Raw genomic sequence first — 23,538 nt, 5'->3', positions numbered from 1 at the left:
CGACTAAAACCGATTATGAGGGCTTTGTGCGGAGGTGTCAGGAAACCGGCTCTCAGCCAAAGATACCGAAATCTCATGCACCCTCTGCGGTCGAAAAAAGAGCAGGATAAAGGCGGGTGGTCGCAAGCGCCCTACCGCCGCCCACTTCGCCCAGCAGTGCTGGGCGTTTTTCGCACCTTCCTATGAGGTGGTCGGATTACGGCTTTGTCACAGCCGAGGTGGTCGGAATCCACGAAAACGTGAAGAAACAAAGGAATTTGCACGGTCACCTCATAGGTCGACACCCAAGAAAGGTCGGATTTCATATGAAAAATAATAAGGAACGGACAGCGGTCTGGCTGTACCCCGAAACCATGGAACGGCTGGATGGCTGGCTGCCAAAGGACAACTGCAAGAGCCGCAGCGAGTTTATTGAAAAGGCACTCAGCTTTTACATGGGCTACCTTGGGACGGAGGACATCTCCTCCTACCTCTCAAAAGCTCTGCTTGCATCCATCCAGGGCACACTGCAAAAGACCGAAAACCGGGTGGCAAACAATCTGTTTCGGCTTTCTGTGGAAATCAGCATGATGATGCATCTGCTGGCAACTACGTTGGAGATTACCGATGAGGAACTGCACCGGCTCCGCGGCCGGTGCGTTGCCGAGGTAAAACGGACCAGAGGAAAAATCCGTCTGGACGATGCGGTGGATTTCCAGAGCAGCCCTGAGACGGAAGAATAATGGCCCGCATCATTCTCAAGTGCCCCTACCTCAAAGGAGGAGAAAAGACTGCCGCTCATCTGAACAACCTCGTCAAATATATTGCCACCCGTGACGGTGTAGAAAAAATGGAAAGCGGTCATAAGCTCTGGCACTCCACAAAAAAACAAAAGGAATTGATTGCACAGATACTCCGGGAGTTTCCTGATGCCCGGGATTTATTTGAGTATGAGGATTACCTCAAAAACCCCAACCGGGGAAACGCCTCCGAATTTATCACCATTGCACTGGAACAAAGCCTTGATAAAATCGGCAGCCGGGAGAAATATCTGGACTACATTGCAAACCGTCCCCGTGTCGAAAAGTTTGACAGCCATGGTCTGTTCACGGCCGGGGGTGAGCCGCTGGTCTTATCACAGGTTGCTGATGAAGTATCCAGTCACACCGGAAATGTGTGGACCCCGATTATTTCTCTCCGTCGTGAGGATGCCGCACGGTTGGGTTATGACAATGCCCCTACGTGGAAGGCTCTGCTTTCCGAAAAAGCCGTGGAGCTTGCGGAGAATTTAAAAATCCACCCTGACCATCTGAAATGGTACGCCGCTTTCCACAACGAGTCCCACCACCCTCATATCCACATGGTCTGCTATAGCACCGATCCAAGAGAGGGCTATCTCACGAAACAGGGCATCAAAAAAATGAAGTCCTCTCTGGCAAATGAGATTTTCCGTCAGGAGCTCATCCCGCTTTACGGGGAAAAGACCCAGCGGCGGGATGACCTGAAGGAACAGGTGGCCGAAGCCATGGGAGAACTGATCCGTCAGATGAATGGCGGCGTTTTGGTCAGCGAGCGCATGGAGCAGCTCCTCACGCACCTTGCCGAACGTCTGCAAACGGTCAGCGGCAAAAAGCAGTACGGCTATCTGAAAGCAGACCTGAAAAATGTGGTGGACGAAATTGTGGATGAGCTTGCCAAGGACAGTCGTGTCTCGAAAGCCTACCGCCTGTGGTGGGAAGTCAGGGGCAGGATCGAATCCATCTACACAGAAACTCCGTCCGAGCGGCCTCCTCTTTCCCGCTGTGATGATTTTAAGCCCATCCGCAACATGGTCATTCAGGAAGCCCTAATGATTGGGAACATGACCTTTGAGGAACCGGCATCTGTAGAAACATCCCTGCCGGAGCCGGAGAACGATCTGGAGATGCCCCTCTCTGACATGGCGGATGAAGAAGATCAGGAACCGGCAGATGATTTCGGGGAACGGTCCTCCATCGATGAAGCCTCTGCCGATAAGGAATCCTCCGCCTCATGGTGGACGGATGGCTACAAACAGGCAAAGCAATATTTGTACGGCGATGAGGATGCTGGAATCTCGCAGGACTTTCACAAGGCTCGTGAACTTTTCCTCGCAGAAGCGGATGAAGATAATCCCCTTGCACTCTATGACCTTGGTCGAATGTCCGCCGATGGTCTTGGATGCGAAGCGGACGCCGATGAAGCATATCGCTGGTACGAAAAGGCCCTTGCTGTTTTCCATGCTGCCGAGGAAGAAAAGCCTTGGAAGTACACCGAGTACCGTATCGGCAAAATGTATGCCGCCGGACTTGGCACAGAGCAGGACTATCTGCAGGCGGCGGATTGGCTCACCCTGTCTGCGAATGAGAATTACAAGTACGCACAGTATTCCCTTGGCGGCCTGTATTCCCTTGGCGGCCTGTATTACCATGGCAAAGGCATGGATCAGGATCATGAATCTGCCTTTGCCCTCTATACCCGCTCGGCCAATCAGAGCTTTCCCTATGCCAGCTTCGAGCTTGGTAAAATGTCGCGGGACGGAATCGGCTGTGTGAAAAATCAGCAGGATTCTGACCGCCGCTTCAAGGAAGCCTTTCTCGGCTTTGTGTCTCTGGAGGAACAGGGCCATGACGATAAGCTCCAGTACCGTTTGGGCTGGATGCTTCTGAATGGCATTGGTACAGACAAGGATGAAGCCAGGGCAAAGGAATACTATGAAAAGGCGGCATCCGTAGGAAACCCCTTTGCCTGCTACCAGCTTGCCAAGCTCATCCTCTCGGATGAAAAGGCACAGCCGCAGGAGGTGGAGAAAGCCCTCGGCTATCTCCGGGAAGCGGTGGCTGCTGAGAATCCCTATGCCGCATATTTTCTCGGCAAGCTCTACGAAAAGGGACAGCATGTTCCGCAGAATACTGCCGAGGCGGTACGGCTCTATACAATGTCGGCAGAACAGGACAATGACTTTGCTGCATACCGGCTCGGCAAGCTGTATCTTGGCGGTGAGGGCGTGCTGAAGGATGTGGAGTCCGCCATTCTCTGGCTGACCTTTGCCGCCGACAGAAAGAACCAATTTGCTGAATATGCCCTCGGCGTCCTCTACTTCAAGGGGGAGGATGTTCCGAAGGATGTCCCCAAAGCTCTGGAATACCTGAAACGGTCTGCCGGTCAGGGTAATCAGTTTGCACAGTACCGGCTGGGCAAGATTTATCTTATGGGCGAGGATATGCCAAAGGATATTCAGACTGCCCTGCAATTTCTGACGGCTGCCGCTGAACAGGGAAATCAGTATGCGCAATACACCCTCGGCAAGCTGTATCTGATGGGAAAGGATGTTCCGAAGGACAAGGAAACTGCTGTCCGCTGGTTTACCTTATCGGCAGAGCAGGGCAACATTTACGCTCAGTTTTTCCTCGACCATATGGACGATTTCAAAGACCCCTCTGTCCTGCTGGCGGGAACACGGCTCCTGCATCACATGAGCCGTGTTTTTGCGGACAACGCTCCGCCGCTGAAACCGCCCGGTCAGCGAACCGACCGCAAGCTCCTCCGCAAGCTTCGTGAGAAAAAGCAGGCGCAGGGCCATGCGAGGGATGACCATGAGCAAACCATGTCATTATAACGATTGGAGGATAACCGTGAAGAAACAGAAAAAGAAAATCAAACAGCCACCCATCAAGGGAAAATTGCTCCAAAGCCAATGCCGTCCTGTAAAAAGGGCGGCTTTTTTTCATAGAATCGGCACTCGCCATAGATAGGAGGTACGCCCATGGGTGTATATGTGCATTTTACGGATGACCAGAAATACCGTGCCAATAATGTGGACCTTGTGGACTTTCTCCAGCGGCAGGGCGAGAAGCTGATCTCCAGCGGTCGGGATAAGCGGCTGGCTTCTGACCGCAGTATCACTGTCCGGGGAAACGAGTGGTACGATCACTCCGCAGAGAGCGGCGGGTATGCCATTGATTTCGTGCGGAAGTTCTACGAATGCTCTTATCCCGAAGCCGTCACTCTACTGCTGGGCGGTGAGCAGGGCGAGATTTACAGACCGGCGCAGGAAAAGAAGCAGGAGCCGAAAAAGCCCTTTGCGCTCCCACCGGCGCATACGGATATGCGCCGAGCCTATGCCTATCTGGTAAAAACCCGGCACATCGGCCGGGAGGTGGTCAGCTTCTTTGCAAAGAAGAAGCTCCTCTATGAAAGCTGCGAAAAATCGAAGGATGGCATGAAGGAATACCATAACGCCGTGTTTGTGGGCTTGGATGAAAACGGAGTTGCCCGTCATGCGCACAAGCGCGGAATTTACACCTTGGGGCAGGCGTTTAAAGGAAATGTGGACGGCTGCGATCCCCGGCACAGCTTTCACTGGCTTGGCGAAAGTGAGCATCTGTATGTTTTTGAAGCGCCGGTGGATATGCTGTCGTTTATCACCCTGCACCCACAGGACTGGCAGCGGCACAGCTATGTGTCCCTCTGCGGCGTCGGCGATCAGGCAATGCTGTGGATGCTGGAACAGTACCCGCAGCTCCGGCAGGTCTCGCTATGCTTGGATAACGATGAAGCCGGACACAAAGCAAGCGAACGGCTGAAACAGCAGCTTGCGGAACAGGGGTATACATCCGAGCGGCTCACTTCACAGGGGAAGGACTGGAATGACGATTTGATAGAAGCGATACAGCAAAAGTCGAGTGGCTTTGAAATGCGGATGGCATAGCAAAAAGGAGCAGTCAAGAGTATTGACTGCTCCTAAAAAGTCTGACACTTACAGAAAAAGTTGCACTTGGCAGCTATGCTGATTATGAAAATTTGGCTTGCTCACCAGATCGCAGTTCATATGACCAGACTATGGTAAAGGCAATGGATTTTGAAAAGCTGTAACAAACTATATTTTACTATAAATTAATTCTGCAAATTGTCCGTATTGTTTAACTTCTTTCAAATAAAATCGCCTCAATACTTCTTTTTGTGAAAACAACGGTATTCCCTTCCCTAATAACACAGGGGCAATTTGTATTGTCATATTATCTACCATGTCATTATCTAACAGTGGGGCTAATATCGTGTTTCCTCCAATAATCCAAATATTTTTATCATTTTCTATTTGTTTTACAAATTTGACAACATCACAATTTATAGGAATAAATTCGCTGACTGATAATCTTTCAGCATGTGTAAAAACGTAATTTTTAGTAGTCGAATAAAGACTGCCTATATTCCCTGTGTTTTTAATTTCATTAAATGTTCTTTTGCCCATTATAGTAATATCCATGCTTTTATAAAAGTTTTCATAACCGGTTTCTTCTATTGCACCAGTTTGGTAAAGCCAGTCCAGGTTATGATTTTTGTCAGCAAGATAGCCATCCATAGTAATGCAGCCATAAAAAAATACACTCATTTTAAACCTCCTTTGAATAGTTCTTCTTTGCTTAAATGTCATATAAAAAAACTACACTTCAAATTCTTATTTATTGCTGCTCTATATGCTTCAACAAGCTACAACCGTTTAACCATTTTACCACCAAATTGACCGAAAAGAAAGGAGTCTTCCATGTCATCTCAAGTCTATACCCTAATCGCTGCGGCCGCCGTGATGTTTCTCGTCATCGGCGGTCTTTCTCTTTTGGCCCATTATTACACCCTCAACGGAATCAAGTCCCGCACGGTGGGTGACGGACAGCATGGTACGGCGCGGTTTTCCACCAAGCAGGAAATAAAAAGCATCTATAAGCACATCCCCTTTCAGCCGGAGCTGTGGCGGAAGGGAGAAACCCGCCCCGCTGTTTCAGATCAGGGTATCATCCTCGGCAGTATAGGTGCGAAGAACAAGGTCACGGCGCTGGTGGATACCGACGACATCCACTGCCTTATGATCGGCGCATCCGGCGTGGGCAAGACGGCATTTTTCCTGTACCCGAATCTGGAGTATGCCTGTGCCTCCGGCATGAGTTTTCTGACCACCGACACGAAAGGCGATCTTTACCGCAACTACGGCGCCATTGCCCGCGACCACTACGGCTACCATGTGGCGGTCATCGACCTTCGAAACCCCACCCGCTCAGACGGCAACAATATGCTCCATCTGGTGAACACCTACATGGATGCGTACCTTGCCGACGAAAATAACCTTGTAGCAAAGGCGAAAGCAGAGAAATACGCCAAGATTATCTCCAAAACCATCATCAACGCCAGTGGGGAGAATTACGGACAAAATCAGTTTTTTTATGATGCCGCTGAAGGACTCCTGTCCTCGGTGATTCTGCTGATTGCCGAGTATCTTCCTCCTACTGAGATAGATGGGAAAAAGGTAGACTGCCGTCATATCATCAGTGTGTTCAAATTAGTGCAGGACTTGCTGGCCCCCAGCAAGGTAAAGGGAAAAAGTCAGTTCCAGCTCCTCATGGATAAGCTCCCGTCCGACCACAAGGCCCGCTGGTTTGCAGGAGCCGCTCTCAACTCTGCGGAGCAGGCCATGGCATCGGTGCTCTCCACCGTGCTGTCCCGTCTGAATGCTTTTCTCGACTCCGAAATGGAGCAGATACTCTGCTTTGAAACAGCTATTGATGCGGAGAAATTCTGTAATGAAAAATCCGCACTGTTTATCGTGCTCCCCGAAGAAGATTTGACCAAGTATTTTATGGTCAGTCTTATGATCCAGCAGCTCTACCGGGAGATCCTCGCGGTTGCGGATGAAAACGGCGGCAAGCTGAAAAACCGCGTGATGTTTTACTGCGATGAGCTCGGAACGCTTCCGGCCATTGAATCGCTCGAATTAATTTTCAGTGCCTCACGCTCACGCCGGCTTGCGATGGTACCGATCATACAGTCCTTCGGTCAGCTCGAAAAGAATTACGGCAAAGAGGGTTCGGAAATCATCGTGGACAACTGCCAGGACACCATCTTCGGCGGCTTCGCTCCCAACAGTCAGACCGCCGAAGTGCTGAGTAAGGCATTGGGCAGCCGCACCGTCATGAGCGGCAGCGTAAGCAGGGGAAAGAATGATCCCAGCCAGTCCTTGCAGATGATGGAGCGTCCCCTCATGACGCCTGACGAACTCAAATCCATTCCCAAGGGTAACTTTGTTGTGATGAAAACCGGCACCCATCCCATGAGGACAAAGCTGCGGCTGTTCCTTGATTGGGGTATCCGTTTCGGAGAGCCCTATACCGTGGAGGAAAAAGCGCACCGAAAGGTGGTCTACGCCGATAAGCAGATGCTGGAGGAAAACATCGTCCGCAAGCACACGACCTGCCTTATGGTGGACGAAGAAACCGGGGAGATGCTGGAACCAACCACCGGAAGAGGAACCCTTCATACCCCGGTGGCAGAACCGTCTGAAAACACCATGCGCCGCCGCAATGTGCTCAAAACGTAAAGGAGGTTCCCATGAGCTACTTCAACCACATTTATACAGCCTCGCCCGATGAGCTTCCCCATCGGGCGAGAGCTGTCTATCTATACCTTTGTGACCGGGCAGGAAAAGGTAAGGACTGCTGGCCTGCGGTAAAAACGATTGCCTCCGACTTGCAGCTTTCCCGCAGTACCGTTAAACGCGCAATCCATGATCTGGTCAGAGCTGAGCTGATCGAAAAGGAGCCGCGCTACCGGGAGAATGGAAGCAACAGCTCCAACCGTCTCATTTTAAGAAAATAGCAGGGGATGGTAAAGCAAAAGGGCGGATTTCCCGCCAGGGAGGTATTCCGTTCTTCTGCTGAACCCAGGTGCGGTTCACCGTGAACCCACCAGAACCTCTCACTCTAACAAATTTTATTACAGAAAAAGAATAAAGTGTTGCTTTATATATTCTTGTGTAACACAAGAAACGCTATATTTGTAAACTACAAATTATTGTGGACAAGATGGAGTGAATATAGGTAATTTATTTATATTGTTCTTGTATATTCTGCATCTTGCGTATATTTTCCCGCATTTACAAAGGCTTTATAACTTCAACTTCTACACCAAGCCCCATAAATAATTTGGTACAGGCTCTAGCAATTTCATATATGCCTGAGCCGAATTATATTATGAAATTGCTGATCTTTTTCATCAGCAAATCAGGGCAATCAACTAAAGGAGAGTGTCCACTATCTTTAATAATCATCAACTCAGCTTTGTCTCCCAAAGCTTCAACAGTTTCTCTTACTGTAGCTTCTGGTATTATTATATCCTTTTCACTCCAAAAGCTCAGTACCGGAGCCTCTATTTCATTTATTCTGCAATCACCCGCTGAATATCCATTATGTTTATTTGACATGTTAAATAAGGCCAACGCCCAATAAATATCTACCAAGTTCCTCTGTTTTAAGGTTGCATTGATATACAGTTTATTATCTTCGGGTAAGGGTTTACGATTTGAATAAATGGCTCTATTCCATAAAATACTCATAGAGTCAAAATCCTTATTTTCAATTGCACGAAGGCAAGGAGCAACTTCCGGATCTTTGGCCATTTCTGTCCTGTCTTCATAAGTTTGCCCCATTAGTATTTCTCCTTGAGCATCTTTTTTAAACAGCGGACTTCCAGTGTAACCTACAGACTCTATCAGTACGATTTTTTTTACTATATCTGGATAATCGGCACCAAATTGCAAGCACACACTTCCTCCAGCAGACCACCCTAGCATTGTGAAATTCTTTAGTCCTAAATAATTCACAAATGCATATAGGTCGTCAGAAAGGTCTTTTATAGAATCTATTCTATTATTATAAGTGCTATCCCCAAATCCTCTCAAATCCACGATATAGGCTTTAAAATTTGGAGGCAGTCTTTCAGCTATGGGAAGCAAATGTAGTCCCGAGCACATATTTCCATGTACCAGAATCAAAATGTTATCCCCATTCCCGGCCTCTCTATAAGCCAATGTTTCTCCATTTTCCAACCTTAACTTTTTTATCTCTAAATTATTAATCATTCATTAGTCTCCTTAAGTGTTATTACCATTCGCTCGTTCCATGATTTCCTGTACTATTGATGTTTTGGCATTCGCATAGTGCTGAACATGCCGCCACTTATTTTCTGCCAAGCTTCGCTTGACTTGCGCATATTTCTCCCGGTCGGTTTCATTGGACCGTAACCAATCTCGAAAGCGCAACATTCTATTAATCTCAGATGTACCCGAACTGAACACATGCAGGTTGATGTCGGTATCGGGTCCTTTAAACAGACGATGCTCGAACCAGTCAGACTCCCGAATCCGCAACGTGTAGCCGGCTGCTTCCAATGCCGGGAGTTCAGGCCAACTTAGATCATATTCGGCAAGGGTGATAGGGGCGTTATGCGGTTTCAGCTCTCCAACCATGTTCTTTTGCAGTTCTTCATCGGTTGTAGGCATGGAGCTGTTACTATCTTGTTTTGATGGCATATGATCACTTCCTCGTTTCATAGTTAGCTTCATTTACCTACAGCCTCCATAGGCCATCGTCATTCGCTAATTCCTGGAACTCATCTATAAAACGACTTGCATGGAAACCGTCACAAACTGCATGGTGGACTTGCACTGAAAGGGGTAATAGTGTCTTTCCATCCTGTTCAAAATACTTGCCGAATGTAAAAATCGGACGCAAATAACTGCCATCCGTATAGTTTCGTCCTTGCCTCAAAACCCCTGTTTGGTATTATACTCCATATCTCTCCGGTGCAGGAATAGCCTTTTCTGATGCACGGCTAAGAGCTTCCCATTCTTCCCAAGTAGCCATCCGTGCTTTTAAGGTATCCAGTGCCAAATCGTAAACCATGCTACCAAGGATAAGCCGCAAAGGCGGATTATTGCTGGCTACTAATTTCATAAGGGCTTCCGCTGCCAAGGAAGGATCACTATCGATCGAATCTTCGGAATACTGTTTCGCCAGCTCATCGCGAAGTGTACCGTATGAATCTAATGGATTGCTGTAACTCATCGAAGTGTATAAATCTGTCCAGTATCCTCCTGGTTCCACCATAGTGAGTTTCACTCCGAAATGTTCCGCTTCTTTTGCTAAGGCTTCACTCATTCCTTCCAGCGCAAATTTACTTGCACTGTAAATACCAGACATCGGACCCGAGATAATAGCGCCAATGCTTGTAATCTGTATGATATGTCCAGAACGCTGCGACCTCAAATAGGGCATCACTGCCTGACAGACCCAAAGAGCTCCAAAAAAGTTTGTGTCCATTAGTTTCCGAGCATCGGATTCGTTTAGTTCTTCAATCATACCCATAGTCATGATACCCGCATTATTAACAACAATATCAAGCCTGCCGAAATGTTTAACTGCTGTTTCAACCGTAGAAAAAACAGCCTCCCTATCTGTAACATCGAGGCTTAATGGCAGCAAGGTTTCTGGATATGTTTCTTTTAGTTTCGCCAAATTATCAATCGTCCTTGCGACTGCAACAACTTTATCCCCGGCTTTCAAGGCGGCGCATGTAAAAGCATAGCCAAGCCCCTTGCTTGCTCCGGTAATAAACCATACTCGTTTATTTTCGCTATTAGGTGTCATAGATATTCTCCTTTACTATAATAGAAAGATTATTATAACCTGAGATTAATACTGTTAAATGCTGTGAACCCAGCAACTTTGAGCATTTTGTTTTGCACTCCAAGAAGCCCATCACTATAAATTATCGTCAACTACGTCCTCTTTTCAATCCGCTTGTGGTCTCATAGTTTCTTTGTCATAGCGCCGTGTCAGAAGGCGGCAGAGAATAGCGTCTGCCATCAGCACGACGCCTGACCAGAAAAACCATGTGTTTACACCTATAACCTCAACAACCGGACCCGCAACAAGTAAGCCTATCGGCATAGAAAGAGTCATGGCTGTCATCAAAAGGGAAAACACCTTGCCCATCATTTCAGGTGCAATGCTTTCTTGAACATAGGCCATAACAGGAACATTCATAAATGTGCCAGAGGCACCCAAGAAGAAGCAGCATATAGCAAAAATCCAAAAACCGCTTGTCGGTAACGCTCCGCTAATCAGTGTAGCCAGACCCATTAAGCCAATAGCTAAGGATGCCATGAAAAACCTCCTTTTCATGCCGCCCCATACACCAATAACCAAAGATGAAAGAAGCAATCCGGTTGCAAAGACAAATTCCACAATGCTATTGTGCCATGCTTCGCCCATAAAGTGGCTGCGTACCAGCAGAGGGAACAGAGAACCTAAGGGCATATAAAGTATGGTCATCAGCAGCATGGGGAAAAACACAGCCATTAAAGGCTTATTTGCTTTCATTGCGATAAAGCCCTGCTTCATGTCAGACAATACACTCATCTTCTCATTGGTTTGCGGAATGTCCGGAATTATAACAAATAGGAGGCAAACTATCGCAAAAGCGGCTCCCAGTATATCCACAATCATAATGGAGGAAATAGGTAGAAATGACATAAGCGCAGCACCCAACACAGGCCCCATCATGTTGGATATTGATTGGATCATATTTCCCCAGCCCCCTGCTTTGGTCAACATATCTGCTGGCACAAACATGGGTATCGCCGCTTGCATAGCTGGACCGTGAAAGGTATTCCCCAATCCACGCAAAAATAAAACAATGTAGATAAACCAAATAGGGGGTGTTTCCACAAGTAAAAATGCTGCACCAAGGATGATGCTGGATACAGCTACCAGACCGTCAGCTAAAATCATTACTGTTCGGCGGTTGTATCGGTCGATCCATACACCGGCAAAGGGTCCGATTAACATATTGGGGAGAAAGGCAACTAAGGATGCAATCGTCAAGGTGATTGCGGATTCAGTCTGGATGGTCAGCCACCAGATAACAGCGAACTGCACTGCGGCAGAACCCAAGATTGAAAAAGCCTGTCCTGTGTATATTACAACAAATTGTTTCTTCCAATTTTTTATTCTGTTCATTATAGAAATCTCCTTATATAAATTAAAAACGAACAACTGCCTAAGCGTTGTTCGTGCAGAAAGGCATAATTTTACAAGGAGATCTTCAAAAGCGAGGATATACTCATGTAAATATGTCTTTAAGCACAACAAATAAACCCTAAAAAGGGCAGTGCTTAAAAACTAAATTACATGAATATCAAATACATATTTCTACCCCGCTTTTACTTTGAATTATTATACTATATTTTAACTGCAATCTCAAGATATGAAACGGATTATGTTCTGCTCAATTTCTCAATAGCATCTTCTTCGGAAGACACAAAGAAGATATCTCTTCCTTTATTGCTTTCATATATAAAATCTTTCAGCGGCTTGCTTGTATAGCCGGAAAAGTCGCCAACAATCGCAAACTTAAATTGGTAATTGATAAACTTTTGTAAAATCTCACCGGCAATCTTCGTACTCAAAACAAAAAAGTCCGGGGTCACCGCATCTTTGTTCAATATAATGGAATGGCTTCCTGTTTCATAATTTACAGACATCATGAAATCCAGTGCGGACTGCACATCTGAAATACAAACCTCATCGCTGTTTACAATAGCTATTTCATTGCCGTTAGCCGTAATCTTCTTTATATCCATGATTAAATTGTCTCCTAAAAAGTGTGATTTATTGCGTTATCATAATAGGTTACTTGATTTCCTTTATTTTTGTCAGATCATCACTGCATAGGATTTCAAGATTCTCGAAAACCTTTTGAGCAGACCAATCCCACCATTTCAGCTTCAGCAGATAGCGGATGAGGTTGTCATCAAACCGCTTCCGAATGATTCTGATTGGATTGCCTCCGGCGATATAATAAGGTGGTATGTCCTTTGTTACAACGGAATTAGCTGCAATGATCGCCCCATCCCCAATATGCACTCCGGGCATAATCGTGACATTCTGCCCAATCCACACATCATTTCCGACAACGGTATCGCCTTTGAACGGTAGTTCTTCCAGCGTCGGTGTCACCTTTTCCCAACCGTGGCCCATGATGTTAAATGGGTAGGTGGTGACACTGCACATCCTGTGATTGGCACCGTTCATTACAAACTCGATACCTTTGGCAATGGCGCAGAATTTTCCGATTATGAGTTTGTCGCCTAAAAACTCATAATGATGCGTAACGTGCTCTTCAAACCGCCCCGCTCCGTTAATGTCGTCGTAATACGTGTAATCGCCGACGATGATATTGGAGCGAGTTATAACATTCTTGATATAGCATACGCTTTTTATTGTTTCATTTGGATAAAAGGCGTTAGGGTCGGGACCATATTGCATATAAGATACCTCCTTAAAATGGGATTTTATAATTCATATTCTATCATCTTAAGCCAATTCATGACCTCTTCCGATATGACAGTGCCATTTACAGCAATGCCGGGTAGTATTATTGACTTCGGGCACTCTTTTGCTATATCATTTGCAATTTGGCCGAATCCTCCACCACCGTGTGTGCAAAAGGGTATTATTGTTTTACCCGTAAAATCATTCAGTCTAAGGAAACTCATAACTGGCGGAGCTAAAGTTTTGAACCAGTTGGGTGATCCTATAAATACTGTTTCATAACCGTCTATTGGTTCATTTCCAGATATTAATTTTGGACAAAAGCCTCGAGAAATCTGATCCCTTAATTCTTTAGCAGCAGTATTATATTCAAAGGAATAATTCGTATCGGGAATCAATTCTCTTAATGTTCCACCTGTCTGTACTGCTATTTCCAATGCTAAATTCGCCGTATTATGAAAAAGTGAATAATAAACAATCAGTATATTATTCATTTATGTTACTCCCTTTCGGACATTAAAATTATCAATAGTGTTCAATCTAATGTGACTTATTCACCGTTATTCACCGAAGTGCAATAGAATATCCCGAGCGGATTGTTCCGGCGTCAGCTCTGAGTTGTCCAGCCAGAATCCGATTCTTGGGGTTTTTCTCATGAAATCCGCATGCAGAGCTTCTAGTGAAAAACCGGTATAGCCAGTTTTTCCTCGCATCTTTTCACGCTTTTTTACAGTCTCCACATCTGGACACAATACGATTACATGAACAGGGTAATTCTCTAACATCTTCAACATGCGGAGCAGTTCCTCACCATAGTAGTTGTCCTGCAAAACAACGGAAAAACCGCTGTCATAATAGGTTTTTGCCGTTTCAGCTGCCAAGCGGTAACGCAGATGCAGTTGTCGGATAGCTTCTTCGGAGGGCTGTACGGACATGTCAGCCCGTCCGGCAACAATCATTTTACGAAATATATCGCCCCGCAGATGCACTCCTTTTTCCATTTTTAAGGCAAGTAATTGAGCGACTGTAGATTTTCCGGACGCCATAACCCCGGTGATTAAATAGATTGCTCTCTTCAGCGCTTCAAGATTTTTCAGATCGATATGATCAACTTCCCTCAATTCATATCCACTATGAAAAATTTTCTGAGCCTCTGCCGAAATACATGGAATCACTCTACCTTCAAATATTGAAGAAGAAAACCATTTTGCTTCAAAATGATACCAGCCGCCTTGCAGATCAGCCTGCCTGGCACTTCCATCTTCATCTATTATTAAAGGGTGTATATCTATATAGCCAAGTTCCGGGTGATGCAGCTCAATGCGTGCAGGACTCCAATCAGTCGTGATTTTATATCCCTTATCTTTTAGTTCAGCCAATAAGGTTTCCTCAGATTCCCCATCGAAATCAACGTCTATATCTCTATGATCCCTATTTTGCTTTCCGGTCAGGATATCAACACCCCAACCACCATCAATCCAATATTTTATATTTAAATCTTCTAACAGATTTAAAACATCAAATAGGTTTTCTTTACTTGTTGTTTCATTGTTATTCATAAAATCTCCTTTCTCAAAGGTTTTTTTATTGTTAATTTTAGGCATACAAAACCTACATATAAACAGGCATTTGTAAGGCAAGCTGTTCTTTTCAACACACGGCATGCAGTAATTCACATTCTTGTTTGAGATAACGAAGTGATTGGTTCATATCATCCTGTGTGAGCTTGTCAAACAGGATGCTTTCGACAAACTCATGGATATCTTCCAATCTGCGCCGCAGCCTGTAAAAACGCATCGCCTCGACATTAATCTGATAGTCCTTGTGTGTGGTTTGGTAAATGGACATGAAATCCTCCCATGCGTAATCAAAAAAGAATGTTCCGGTAAATGAAAAGAGGTCGGCTTCAACAGGTGCAAGCTTCAATCCCTCCCAATCAATAAGGATAAGGTTTTTAGATTGTATCAGATTCCAGCCGTGAAGATCTGTATGGCACATGACATAACGCATTTTAGAATTTTGCAGTAAGAGCCCCATGCTTTGAAGCGCTTCTGTCGCTTGGGCAAGTAATGTCATATAGGGTTTTAGTACCTCTTGTAAGGAAGCGGAAGCATGTATATTCCCAAGCCGATTGGACAAAGTCGTACAAAATGAAACATCAAAGGTTTCAATTAAGCTGTTTGTCGATGCAGGTATTTCAGCACCATGAAAATGCAGTTCGGAAATTATTTGCGCAACTTCCCGTATTTGCTCCGGCTTCAATTTTTCATCGCATATGGTTGAGCCTTCTATAAAGGGAAATACCATGTATAAAAAAGATGAATCTTCCTTTTTATAAGTTCTATCTCTGGTTAGAATCGGTGCGGTCATTTTCTTTTGAAGTTTTGTGTTCTCATGTAACCACAGAACGACCGGCATATAGCTGTCGATTCGCGCAATCCAGTTTCTTGTGGAGGGCTTATGCTTGTCATAAACTTTCAAAAAATAATCGCCACACTCAGAATGAACTTTCCATGCAGATGCTGACCAGCCCGCAGGAATCTGCTGTAATGACTGCACTTGTATTCCATATTCATTATAAAGCATTTGTTCCATACTGTTATACATTGTAAATACCTCGTTTTAATTGTATGATAAGTTTCTATTTATCCCTAATAAGTTTACCCGTTCCAAATAGGTTTTCTTTACTTGTTGTTTCATTGTTATTCATAAAATTTCCTTGCCCAAATAACTTTTTATTGTTGAAAAAATTCACATTTTCATACTATACTGCAAAGTGTTTTATCCTAACGTTATATTCCAATTTATTGTTACAACAATCGACTTTTACTTTATCCTACTTTCGTGGAAGAACGAACAGGGCACTTATCAGCGTAAGTATAAGGAGCGCGATTCCGGATACAAAAAACCACAACGATACTCCGCGATTTTCGGTAATTGGGCCTGCTATGAGCAATCCCAAAGGCATAGTAGCTGAGCTGAGGCTTCCAATCAAGGAAAAGGCACGCCCCATTCGTTCAGGCGGGATGGTTTCCTGCATATAGGCGATATAGGGGATATTATACAAGTTACTGCTTGCCCCAAGTAGTGTGCATAATGCTGCAAATATCCAAAACCAGAACATCTCTGCAGGCAATAGACCGCAGAGCAACGAAGATGTTCCCATACCTAAAAGTCCCAGATGGATAACCGGAAATTTATTTTTGATGGTACCGAATTTTCCAAGGATTATCGCGCAGAGCATCATCCCGCCTGCGTAACCGAAGTTGACCATACTCGCATGCCATGCGTCAGCTTTGAAGTAATCACTTGTCATAAGCGGATAGTAGGTGGATAAAGGTGCGTAAAACACCATGCCGAGCATGGTGGCCGATGTCACGATAAAGAGCTTTCTATCCTGCCATATGGCTGCCGCACCTTCCTTCATTTCATGGAAAAAATGCGGAATTTGTTGTGTTTTCCTCTCCGGATCAAGTATTTTTACAAGTGCCACAGTAGCACTGGCTACAAGCGCGCCTGCCAAATCAGACAATAAAATGATCCAAAGGGGTAGGGCAGCATACATGGCTGCGCCAAGTACAGGCCCCAGCAGGAAAGCACCCGACTGCATAAACTGACTCCATCCGTTGGCACGCACCAGCTCCTGTTGCGGCACCAGCATGGGTACCGCTGCCTGGATGGCTGGACTGTGAAAAACATTGCCTATAGCTCTAATACCCAGCACCACACAAACCGACCAATAGGGTGGTGTATCAAACAAAAATACCAGAGCAAAAACAAGGGCTACTAATCCAATGAAAAGGTCTGCTGCTATGATGACGGTTTTACGGCTAAGTCGGTCAACCCATACTCCCACAAAAGGACCGAGAATAAGTTGAGGTAAAAAGGCGAACACGCCCGCGATGGACATCATAATAGGGGATCCCGTTTCACTTGCCAGCCACCATATTAGAGAAAACTGCACAGCGGCACTGCCTATCAGCGACACTGTCTGCCCTCCGGCAATGGTAAGAAAGTTTCGTTTCCAATTATTTTGACTATATTGATTCACAAGTATTTTCTCCTTATCCAACCTGACCACACAACCCTGTAAAAATCAAAAAAACATCAAAACCGATACTCGTAAACTTCTGACATCTAACCTGACCCCTCAAACTGTTAGCAATAGAGAATACAAGATCGACTTCTTTGCTGACACTAATGCTGGCGTCATCCATCACAACGTCGGTAATTCATTCTTTAGCCATTCTGAAGGCCTCCATATTAATAATCATTGATATCAATCCCGGCTTTAAGCAGCCTTGCGTAGCGCTCGTTAGACATAACAACCACGATGGGCTTGCCATTCTTGAGAACGAATGCAGTTTTATCTCCGTCAGCTATTGCGGTCAGTATCTTGGATGACTGACCTTTCAAGAAATCACCAATATTGTGATGTTCCATCGGTTCTATCGGTTTTTTGTCTGGCACTTTCAGCCCCTCCTTCATCGTGCATAGTCATACATATAGTATTTTATCACAGAGTAATTACAATTGGAATGCCTTTTTCAATGTCTTTTTATGAGCAAATTGCAACTCAGTGCATATAATGGTTTAAAATCTTCGTAAAAAAAGATTCACATGGCGTGTGAGTTTTAGGCGGCGGTAGTGTGGCGGTAACGTCAGCACTGCTGCCGTTTTTTGTGTTCATAAAAAAGCCGTGAGAGTCCAGTATTACTGGGTTCTCACGACCTTTTGCGTTTTAGTACATCGGGCATTTCGGGGCTTGGTGTGGAACACCTCGACCGATACACAAAAGTAATCGTTAAATTTCAGGGTAGCGGTGCATTTTTCAGAGTAACCGTTAAAAGATAGTGGGTAATGGTTAAAAGTGAACCTCTCAATCGTGAATCTATACGTCTACGGCGTTATCCTCGCTGCGGACTTCATACCGCTTTTCGGGCTTTCCGTACACATTCATCAACTGGCGACTTGTTGCGAACGAGTTATCCTCAAGTTAGTTTTGCTTCCAAGCATTATTTCTTCGATGACCGGAGGTAGTTGCTCACTCCATGTCAGCTGTTCCTTGCAGAGTCTTTCAATTTGTTAGGTAATCTGCATATACTAACAATCCATGCTTATTACAATAAACATATAGTTTACCGCCAGTAATTATAGGAAACCTACAACTTGGACTTTGTTCCGGGTACAAGCGATTCAGAAATACTCTGTCACTTTTAACAAAGGCCATAAAGGAAATATAATGTTCTTTGGTCATTGGATGGTCAAAGGTGATAAAGTAATCCGTATCCATTTCCTCCACTGTGATTTTGGGTGCAATAGTCGCATCCGTAGGGAGGATGCGTTCTAATTTTCTTCCGCAACAGAAAATAGAGGCACTTCCTGTGCTAACCAGAATATTTCCGCAGGAAGGACATACATAAAAACGTATTTTATCAATGTTGCCGCTATCTGGCTTGTTTGATGTAATTTCACCCTCCATCATCGGTTTCATATCAACGCCCAAAATAGCAGACAGTTCCGGCCACAGCGATAGATCAGGACACCCTAAACCACATTCCCATTTAGAAACCGTTTTATTTTGAATACCCAACGCATCTGCAATATTTTTCTGAGTAAGGTTTTTTTCTTTTCGCAGCTTGGCTATTAAATTGCCTATTTTCACACAATCCATGCCACCACCTCCATTTCTGCTTAGTATACCATACTACAGGAACCTTGCGATTACTTGTACCAATCTTGCCGGGAGCTGCTTCAAATCGGTAATATCCAATGTGTTTTCAGCACCGTAAAGTTCACGGATAGCCTCTTTATCCTGCCCAATAGCTGCAGCAAGGAACTGGATGCCTTTTCGCCTATATTCCTGCAAAGTATCTTTCATATCACGAGCTGCTTTTTCACCTGTATAATCGGGCATAGCCTTAGGCTGACCGTCGCTGATGCTGATTATTACTTTGGTTCTTTGCGGTGCCTTAAACAACCTATCGGAAATAATCCGTAGTGCCATACCATCCCGATTGTTGCTGCGAGCCTGAATGTTCATAAGAGCATATTTTTCATCTGCATCTTTGCTTTCAAAGTCTACATAGGCATAGACGGACATTTGCTCCAGCTTGGAGCGGTCTGCTGTATCCCCGTAAACCATGATCGGAATGCCGCACCCGGTGCAGAATTCATATAAAGCGACTGCGGCCTGTTTTGCTGCATCTAAACGGCCAAAGGCTGACATTGATGCTGATTCATCAATTCTGAGAGCAACTGCAAGGGAGGGTTCTTCCTCAGGTGGGCGCTTGCGGGCAAATACGCGGAAATCCAAAGAAGCAGCCTGATCCGCACAGAATTTTGTGCCATAAAGCTGAGATTTAGCAAATTCAGCGGAAACTTCATGCTCTAAAAGCGGGTTTGTTTTTCGGATTAGTTCCCGAATAACTGGCATCAAAGTTGCAATCATGCTGTTATATTCTTCTCTGTCCTGAGCGGCAGCTTCCGGGCGGTGGACAATAAGCTTAATATCTTCATGGCAGCTGCCTTGAACACTTTGCCGGGCTTCTTTGTTTAATTGTTTGCGAAATTCCCTTTTTTGTTCATTTGAAACGGGTTTATCCAGCTCATGGTAAACTGGAGTGCCATTTTCTCCATTATCATTGCTTGACACATCAGAATTCTTATCGCTGCTCGTATCCGAATGCCCCTCACTGTCTGCTGATTTTCTCAGACGGATTGCATTTTTATCAGCTTTATCTGTTTCTGCAGAGTATTCTCCGTTTCCTGAAATATGAAGTTCCATTACTTCCGAATTCTCCCCATCCGGATGAGAATGACAGATAATATCTAATTCTTCAAGCTTATCTGTCAAACCGTGGCTTACCAGTGCCTGCTCTAAAATGGCAAGCTCCTGTGGGTCAGTGGTAATTTTATAGAGCACCTTATGATATAGGGTACTTCGCACTGGTGCACCACTTGCGACAGCATCAACCCAAAAGATATAGGAGCGCATCCCAGCCACACCTTTAATTGCATTAGCCCGAGCTGTTTCATCCAGCAGCATAATTGTTTCGGCTAAAAGAGAAAGAACATTTTCAGATCGATAACCGGTCTTAGCTTCGGCCCGTTCCATCATAACTTCTTTGGGTGGTAAATCCAGTTTTTCTGCATGTTGCACTCTATCACGCAAAGCCTCATTTAAAGGGCGGTAGCCATTGTAGCCGCGGTTTGTTGTAATAACAGCAATAAAATCCGGATGCCTATGTGCGATACGGGTGGGTAAGTTTAGACTACCATCCGGTTCCAGTGCAGAATTTAGAGCCATTAAAACAGCGGCGTCCCGGATGACTGTCGGTTCCTGAATCTCCAAGAGCCATCCATTTTCATAAGCGCGGACAATTTCTGATGGATAATAGCAATATTCAACCGTATCTGATTTATCCTTTTCAGATAATACCGGTAAAATAGAGCCCAACACATCGGATTTATCCATATCTGCAAAACAGGTTATTTTCGTATAAGGCAGGTTAAAATCAGCAGAGAGGGCTTTGGCAAGCTGGGTTTTCCCCGATCCTGCATCGCCCTCCAGTAAAACTGTACTGATTTTCATTTCACCGCGGTTCCAATTCCTTACTACTTCTTGATATATACGTTTTTCTGCTTCACTTTCAATATGCGAAGGAGGTTTTTGCCAGACAAGGGATTGCTCCTCTTCTGTCAGCTGTCTGGCAGGTGACAAAACACAAGTCTGTTTCATATTAATATAACTCCAATTCTTCTAAAATGCGGCTAAGGACCCGCTTACGTTCTCCAACCAATTCCCCTAAATCATTCAGACTTTGGGCAAATGCTTTAATGTCCTCATTGATGTTTTGATTATCTACACAAACTTCTACAGGTAATACCCCACCTTGTACCCCAACTCGTTCCACTGTGGGTTTTTCCGGGTCATATAAAAGCGGAAGCCGGTAAGCCTCTTTAAAATAAAGCAATGTTCTGGATAAAAAGATCATCAAGTCAAATACTTGATGGATAGGTAGCTCCTGTGCCAAAAACAATTCGCCATCTTTACCGGTTTTCCAGATCTGTGCGGCAATCTGCATTTTTTTATTTTCATCCAGCATAGGTTCACCTAATGTTAAGCTTTTGATGTCAGATTGATAAGCGTTTCTACCGTCTATGAGGTCATAATCGTTCGACACCATAACAATTTTTTCATTCATCGCCATATCCTCCTTGCATTTGGATTAGCAGCGAGACACTGCTCTCTTAAACTTTCTAATTTTGCTGTATGATCTTCGCTTGGGTCATCATACTTTAGCACTTTGATAACTGATAGTTCAAAGCCTTCCGGGCCATATTTGTTCCAAAGTTCCTGTAATTTTTTATTAGGGTGCCAGTTGGCTGACAATTTCATATTAGTGCCGTTAAAATCCGCCTTTGTATCTTTGGAAATACCTAAGAATATTTCGCCGGTTTCTTTACAGCAGTAAGAAATTACACCCATTTCCGGATGCCTGTTTTTATAGGATTCCAAAAGTTCTTTTTTTCTTTTTATATCCATTGTTTTCACCTCGACTTTAGTATACACTTATATGCTCTAAAAAATAATCCACGCTCCGTAGACAAAACAGAGCGCGGGTTATTCAAAAGTCCCATTTGATCTTTTTTTGGAAAAGCAGTGCAATTGAAGTAATAAGGCAAATCCCAATGCCTGAAATGAAAAACCACTTACTAATACCGATAATTTCGGCCACCGGGCTTGCTATGGCAAGTCCAATCGGCATTGTCACAGATGAAGTTACTGATAGCAAAGAAAATGCTCTGCCCATTTTTTCGCGCGAAATGGTTTCGTGCATATAAGCCGTTAATGGTATGGTATGGATATTACCACCTCCGCCAATAAAAGCACAGGCAAAAATGAAAAGCCAGCACGCTATAAGCGATGATGGCAGTAAGCCACAGAACAGAACAGCAATTCCCATAATCCCAAGACCAACATAAGCCGTTTTCAGTTTGTTCTTTACTCTCAATCTGCTGCTAAGTAGTATGGCACTTGCCATCATACCCAGCGCACAGCTCAAAGACCCTGCACTGGCATACCATGCACCCGCGTGAAAATGGCTGCTGATCATTAGCGGGAAAAAAGTTGTCAAAGGCATATAGAAAATCAAACACAAAGTTTCGGCTATAATGATAACAAGCAGTTTTCTATCTGCGGCGTACACCGATAATCCTTCCTTGAAATCGTCTTTAAAGCTTTGCTTTACTTTGTTTTTTGCTATCAGCTTCGGAACTTTTACTACACCTAATAAACAACAAGCCACAATAGCTCCCGTAAGATCAGTAAGCAATATGGCATTTATGGGGAAAGCTGCATACATGGCTGCACCTAAAATAGGCCCAAGTATATAGGAACCAGACTGCATCATCTGATTCCAGCTGTTTGCCTGTACAAGCTGCTCCGCAGGAACCATTTGCGGAATAATTGAACGAATAGACGGGCAATGGAATGTATTCCCAATCGCTCGCATTAAAAGTACAAGCAACGAAATCCAAATTGGCATCTCATAAAGCCACAATAAAAGCGCAAATACAGCGGCAGACAGTCCTACAAACAGGTCAGCACAAATACAAATGACCTTTCGATTATACCGGTCAGCTATAACCCCGGCAGCTGGGCTGAATAAAACTACAGGAACATAAGCTACCATACCAGATAACCCCAAGAGCAATGCGGAATTTGTTTCGCTGGTAATCCACCAAATTAATGCAAACTGAACAGCGGAACTCCCAATTAGTGAAATAGACTGCCCAATAACAATCAGAAAAAATGGTAATTTCCACTTTTGTTCTGTTGTCATGGTTATTTTTGAATTATCCATAATCATTTACCTCCTCTTACTTATTGTAAAAGGATATGATATATAGAACAATCCACGCTCCGTAGACCATTTCAATGATACAGGGTTACGGAGGGAACTAAGCCGTTTGCGTAATATCTGCCGCCCACCGAAAAAGATGGGCATAAGGTGTACTGCCGCCATATCATCAGCGTGCTCAAGCTGGTGCGGGATTGGCTGACCCCCAGCAAGGTAAAGGGCAAAAGCCAGTTCCAGCTCCTCATGGAAAAGCTACCGCCCGACCACAAGGCCCGCTGGTTTGCGGGAACCGCTCTCAACTCCGCGGAGCAGGCCATGGTGTCGGTGCTCTCCACCGTGTTGTCCCATTTAAATGCCTTTCTTGACTCGAAAATGGAGCAAATCCTCTGCATTGAAACAACCATTGATACCGAGAAATTCGCAATGAAAAATCCGCGCTGATTATTGTACTTCCCGAGGAAGACTTGACTAAATATTTTATGGTCAGCCTTAAGTTATCCACTTTCTCTCTC

The 23,538-nt window shown here is 44.8% G+C and carries 22 protein-coding genes and 2 pseudogenes; 6 read left to right on the top strand and 18 right to left on the bottom strand.

Annotated elements, in window-relative coordinates; translation table 11 throughout:
• Positions 1 to 305 precede the first annotated feature (305 nt).
• The 3 genes from ACQGQ5_RS04885 to ACQGQ5_RS04875 all read left to right on the top strand — a co-directional run bounded on the left by ACQGQ5_RS04885 (position 306) and on the right by ACQGQ5_RS04875 (position 4,708).
• Complete coding sequence (locus ACQGQ5_RS04885; RefSeq protein ID WP_312644922.1) at positions 306 to 722, top strand: hypothetical protein; 417 nt, start codon at positions 306 to 308, stop codon at positions 720 to 722.
• Positions 722 to 3,616 carry a MobP3 family relaxase gene (gene mobP3, locus ACQGQ5_RS04880; RefSeq protein WP_455735455.1) on the top strand — a complete coding sequence of 965 codons (2,895 nt, stop codon included), beginning with the start codon at positions 722 to 724 and terminating at the stop codon, positions 3,614 to 3,616. Before ACQGQ5_RS04885 ends, mobP3 begins: the two co-directional genes overlap by 1 nt.
• A 147-nt stretch (positions 3,617 to 3,763) precedes the next feature.
• Positions 3,764 to 4,708 (top strand): DUF3991 and toprim domain-containing protein, encoded by a 945-nt coding sequence (locus ACQGQ5_RS04875; protein ID WP_455735454.1) that lies wholly within the window; start codon positions 3,764 to 3,766, stop codon positions 4,706 to 4,708.
• A 168-nt stretch (positions 4,709 to 4,876) separates the two neighbouring features.
• Here the strand turns inward: ACQGQ5_RS04875 and ACQGQ5_RS04870 are convergent, their stop codons facing one another.
• A complete protein-coding gene (locus ACQGQ5_RS04870; RefSeq protein WP_040658460.1) occupies positions 4,877 to 5,389 on the bottom strand; it encodes a dihydrofolate reductase family protein in 513 nt (170 codons plus the stop codon).
• A 153-nt stretch (positions 5,390 to 5,542) separates the two neighbouring features.
• Here ACQGQ5_RS04870 and ACQGQ5_RS04865 point away from each other — a divergent pair, with 153 nt between their 5' ends.
• Entirely contained in the window at positions 5,543 to 7,366 is a 1,824-nt protein-coding gene (locus tag ACQGQ5_RS04865; protein ID WP_040658461.1) for a VirD4-like conjugal transfer protein, CD1115 family, read from the top strand.
• An 11-nt stretch (positions 7,367 to 7,377) separates the two neighbouring features.
• On the top strand, positions 7,378 to 7,644 hold the full coding sequence (locus ACQGQ5_RS04860) for a helix-turn-helix domain-containing protein (protein WP_040658462.1): 267 nt from the start codon (positions 7,378 to 7,380) through the stop codon (positions 7,642 to 7,644).
• 367 nt (positions 7,645 to 8,011) lie between these two features.
• On the opposite strand, the gene phaZ is transcribed toward ACQGQ5_RS04860, so the two are convergent.
• From phaZ to ACQGQ5_RS04775, 17 genes and pseudogenes are all read right to left on the bottom strand, one after another.
• Complete coding sequence (gene phaZ / locus ACQGQ5_RS04855; protein WP_040658463.1) at positions 8,012 to 8,905, bottom strand: intracellular short-chain-length polyhydroxyalkanoate depolymerase; 894 nt, start codon at positions 8,903 to 8,905, stop codon at positions 8,012 to 8,014.
• Between the two features lie 12 nt (positions 8,906 to 8,917).
• Positions 8,918 to 9,388 carry a GrpB family protein gene (locus ACQGQ5_RS04850; RefSeq protein ID WP_243441733.1) on the bottom strand — a complete coding sequence of 157 codons (471 nt, stop codon included), beginning with the start codon at positions 9,386 to 9,388 and terminating at the stop codon, positions 8,918 to 8,920.
• A gap of 4 nt (positions 9,389 to 9,392) precedes the next feature.
• Positions 9,393 to 9,560 (bottom strand): annotated as a pseudogene (locus ACQGQ5_RS04845) (CatA-like O-acetyltransferase); the annotation flags it as partial.
• A gap of 48 nt (positions 9,561 to 9,608) precedes the next feature.
• Positions 9,609 to 10,472 carry an SDR family oxidoreductase gene (locus ACQGQ5_RS04840; RefSeq protein ID WP_040658465.1) on the bottom strand — a complete coding sequence of 288 codons (864 nt, stop codon included), beginning with the start codon at positions 10,470 to 10,472 and terminating at the stop codon, positions 9,609 to 9,611.
• 144 nt (positions 10,473 to 10,616) lie between these two features.
• Complete coding sequence (gene mef(B), locus ACQGQ5_RS04835) at positions 10,617 to 11,846, bottom strand: macrolide efflux MFS transporter Mef(B) (RefSeq protein WP_040658466.1); 1,230 nt, start codon at positions 11,844 to 11,846, stop codon at positions 10,617 to 10,619.
• Between the two features lie 257 nt (positions 11,847 to 12,103).
• The gene (locus ACQGQ5_RS04830; RefSeq protein WP_040658467.1) at positions 12,104 to 12,469 is read right to left on the bottom strand and encodes a DUF4180 domain-containing protein; all 366 of its coding nucleotides are present in this window, start codon (positions 12,467 to 12,469) and stop codon (positions 12,104 to 12,106) included.
• 49 nt (positions 12,470 to 12,518) lie between these two features.
• Entirely contained in the window at positions 12,519 to 13,154 is a 636-nt protein-coding gene (locus ACQGQ5_RS04825) for a Vat family streptogramin A O-acetyltransferase (protein ID WP_040658469.1), read from the bottom strand.
• Between the two features lie 26 nt (positions 13,155 to 13,180).
• The gene (locus ACQGQ5_RS04820) at positions 13,181 to 13,654 is read right to left on the bottom strand and encodes a flavodoxin (RefSeq protein WP_040658473.1); all 474 of its coding nucleotides are present in this window, start codon (positions 13,652 to 13,654) and stop codon (positions 13,181 to 13,183) included.
• Between the two features lie 66 nt (positions 13,655 to 13,720).
• The gene (locus ACQGQ5_RS04815) at positions 13,721 to 14,719 is read right to left on the bottom strand and encodes a nucleotidyltransferase domain-containing protein (RefSeq protein ID WP_081579546.1); all 999 of its coding nucleotides are present in this window, start codon (positions 14,717 to 14,719) and stop codon (positions 13,721 to 13,723) included.
• A 91-nt stretch (positions 14,720 to 14,810) separates the two neighbouring features.
• Complete coding sequence (locus ACQGQ5_RS04810; RefSeq protein ID WP_455735453.1) at positions 14,811 to 15,767, bottom strand: phosphotransferase; 957 nt, start codon at positions 15,765 to 15,767, stop codon at positions 14,811 to 14,813.
• Positions 15,768 to 15,996: 229 nt separating this feature from the next.
• Positions 15,997 to 17,211, bottom strand: a complete 1,215-nt coding sequence (locus ACQGQ5_RS04805) for an MFS transporter (protein WP_455735452.1) — start codon at positions 17,209 to 17,211, stop codon at positions 15,997 to 15,999.
• 212 nt (positions 17,212 to 17,423) lie between these two features.
• Positions 17,424 to 17,630: a type II toxin-antitoxin system Phd/YefM family antitoxin gene (locus ACQGQ5_RS04800; protein WP_312644870.1), complete on the bottom strand. Its 207-nt coding sequence runs from the start codon at positions 17,628 to 17,630 to the stop codon at positions 17,424 to 17,426.
• A 607-nt stretch (positions 17,631 to 18,237) separates the two neighbouring features.
• Complete coding sequence (locus ACQGQ5_RS04795; protein WP_455735451.1) at positions 18,238 to 18,834, bottom strand: helix-turn-helix domain-containing protein; 597 nt, start codon at positions 18,832 to 18,834, stop codon at positions 18,238 to 18,240.
• 33 nt (positions 18,835 to 18,867) lie between these two features.
• A complete protein-coding gene (locus tag ACQGQ5_RS04790) occupies positions 18,868 to 20,901 on the bottom strand; it encodes an AAA family ATPase (RefSeq protein WP_455735450.1) in 2,034 nt (677 codons plus the stop codon).
• Between the two features lies 1 nt (position 20,902).
• Positions 20,903 to 21,367: a DUF6530 family protein gene (locus ACQGQ5_RS04785; RefSeq protein WP_455735449.1), complete on the bottom strand. Its 465-nt coding sequence runs from the start codon at positions 21,365 to 21,367 to the stop codon at positions 20,903 to 20,905.
• Positions 21,364 to 21,708 (bottom strand): GIY-YIG nuclease family protein, encoded by a 345-nt coding sequence (locus ACQGQ5_RS04780; RefSeq protein WP_312644858.1) that lies wholly within the window; start codon positions 21,706 to 21,708, stop codon positions 21,364 to 21,366. Before ACQGQ5_RS04780 ends, ACQGQ5_RS04785 begins: the two co-directional genes overlap by 4 nt.
• 82 nt (positions 21,709 to 21,790) lie before the next feature.
• Complete coding sequence (locus ACQGQ5_RS04775) at positions 21,791 to 23,029, bottom strand: MFS transporter (RefSeq protein WP_455735448.1); 1,239 nt, start codon at positions 23,027 to 23,029, stop codon at positions 21,791 to 21,793.
• A 150-nt stretch (positions 23,030 to 23,179) separates the two neighbouring features.
• Between ACQGQ5_RS04775 and ACQGQ5_RS04770 the strand changes: the two are divergent.
• Positions 23,180 to 23,523 (top strand): annotated as a pseudogene (locus tag ACQGQ5_RS04770) (type IV secretory system conjugative DNA transfer family protein); the annotation flags it as partial.
• Positions 23,524 to 23,538: the final 15 nt, after the last annotated feature.

This window comes from Caproiciproducens sp. (assembly GCF_053840905.1).
The sequence above is the reverse complement of the archived record's forward strand: the minus strand, read 5'-3'. Positions and strand labels throughout refer to the sequence as shown.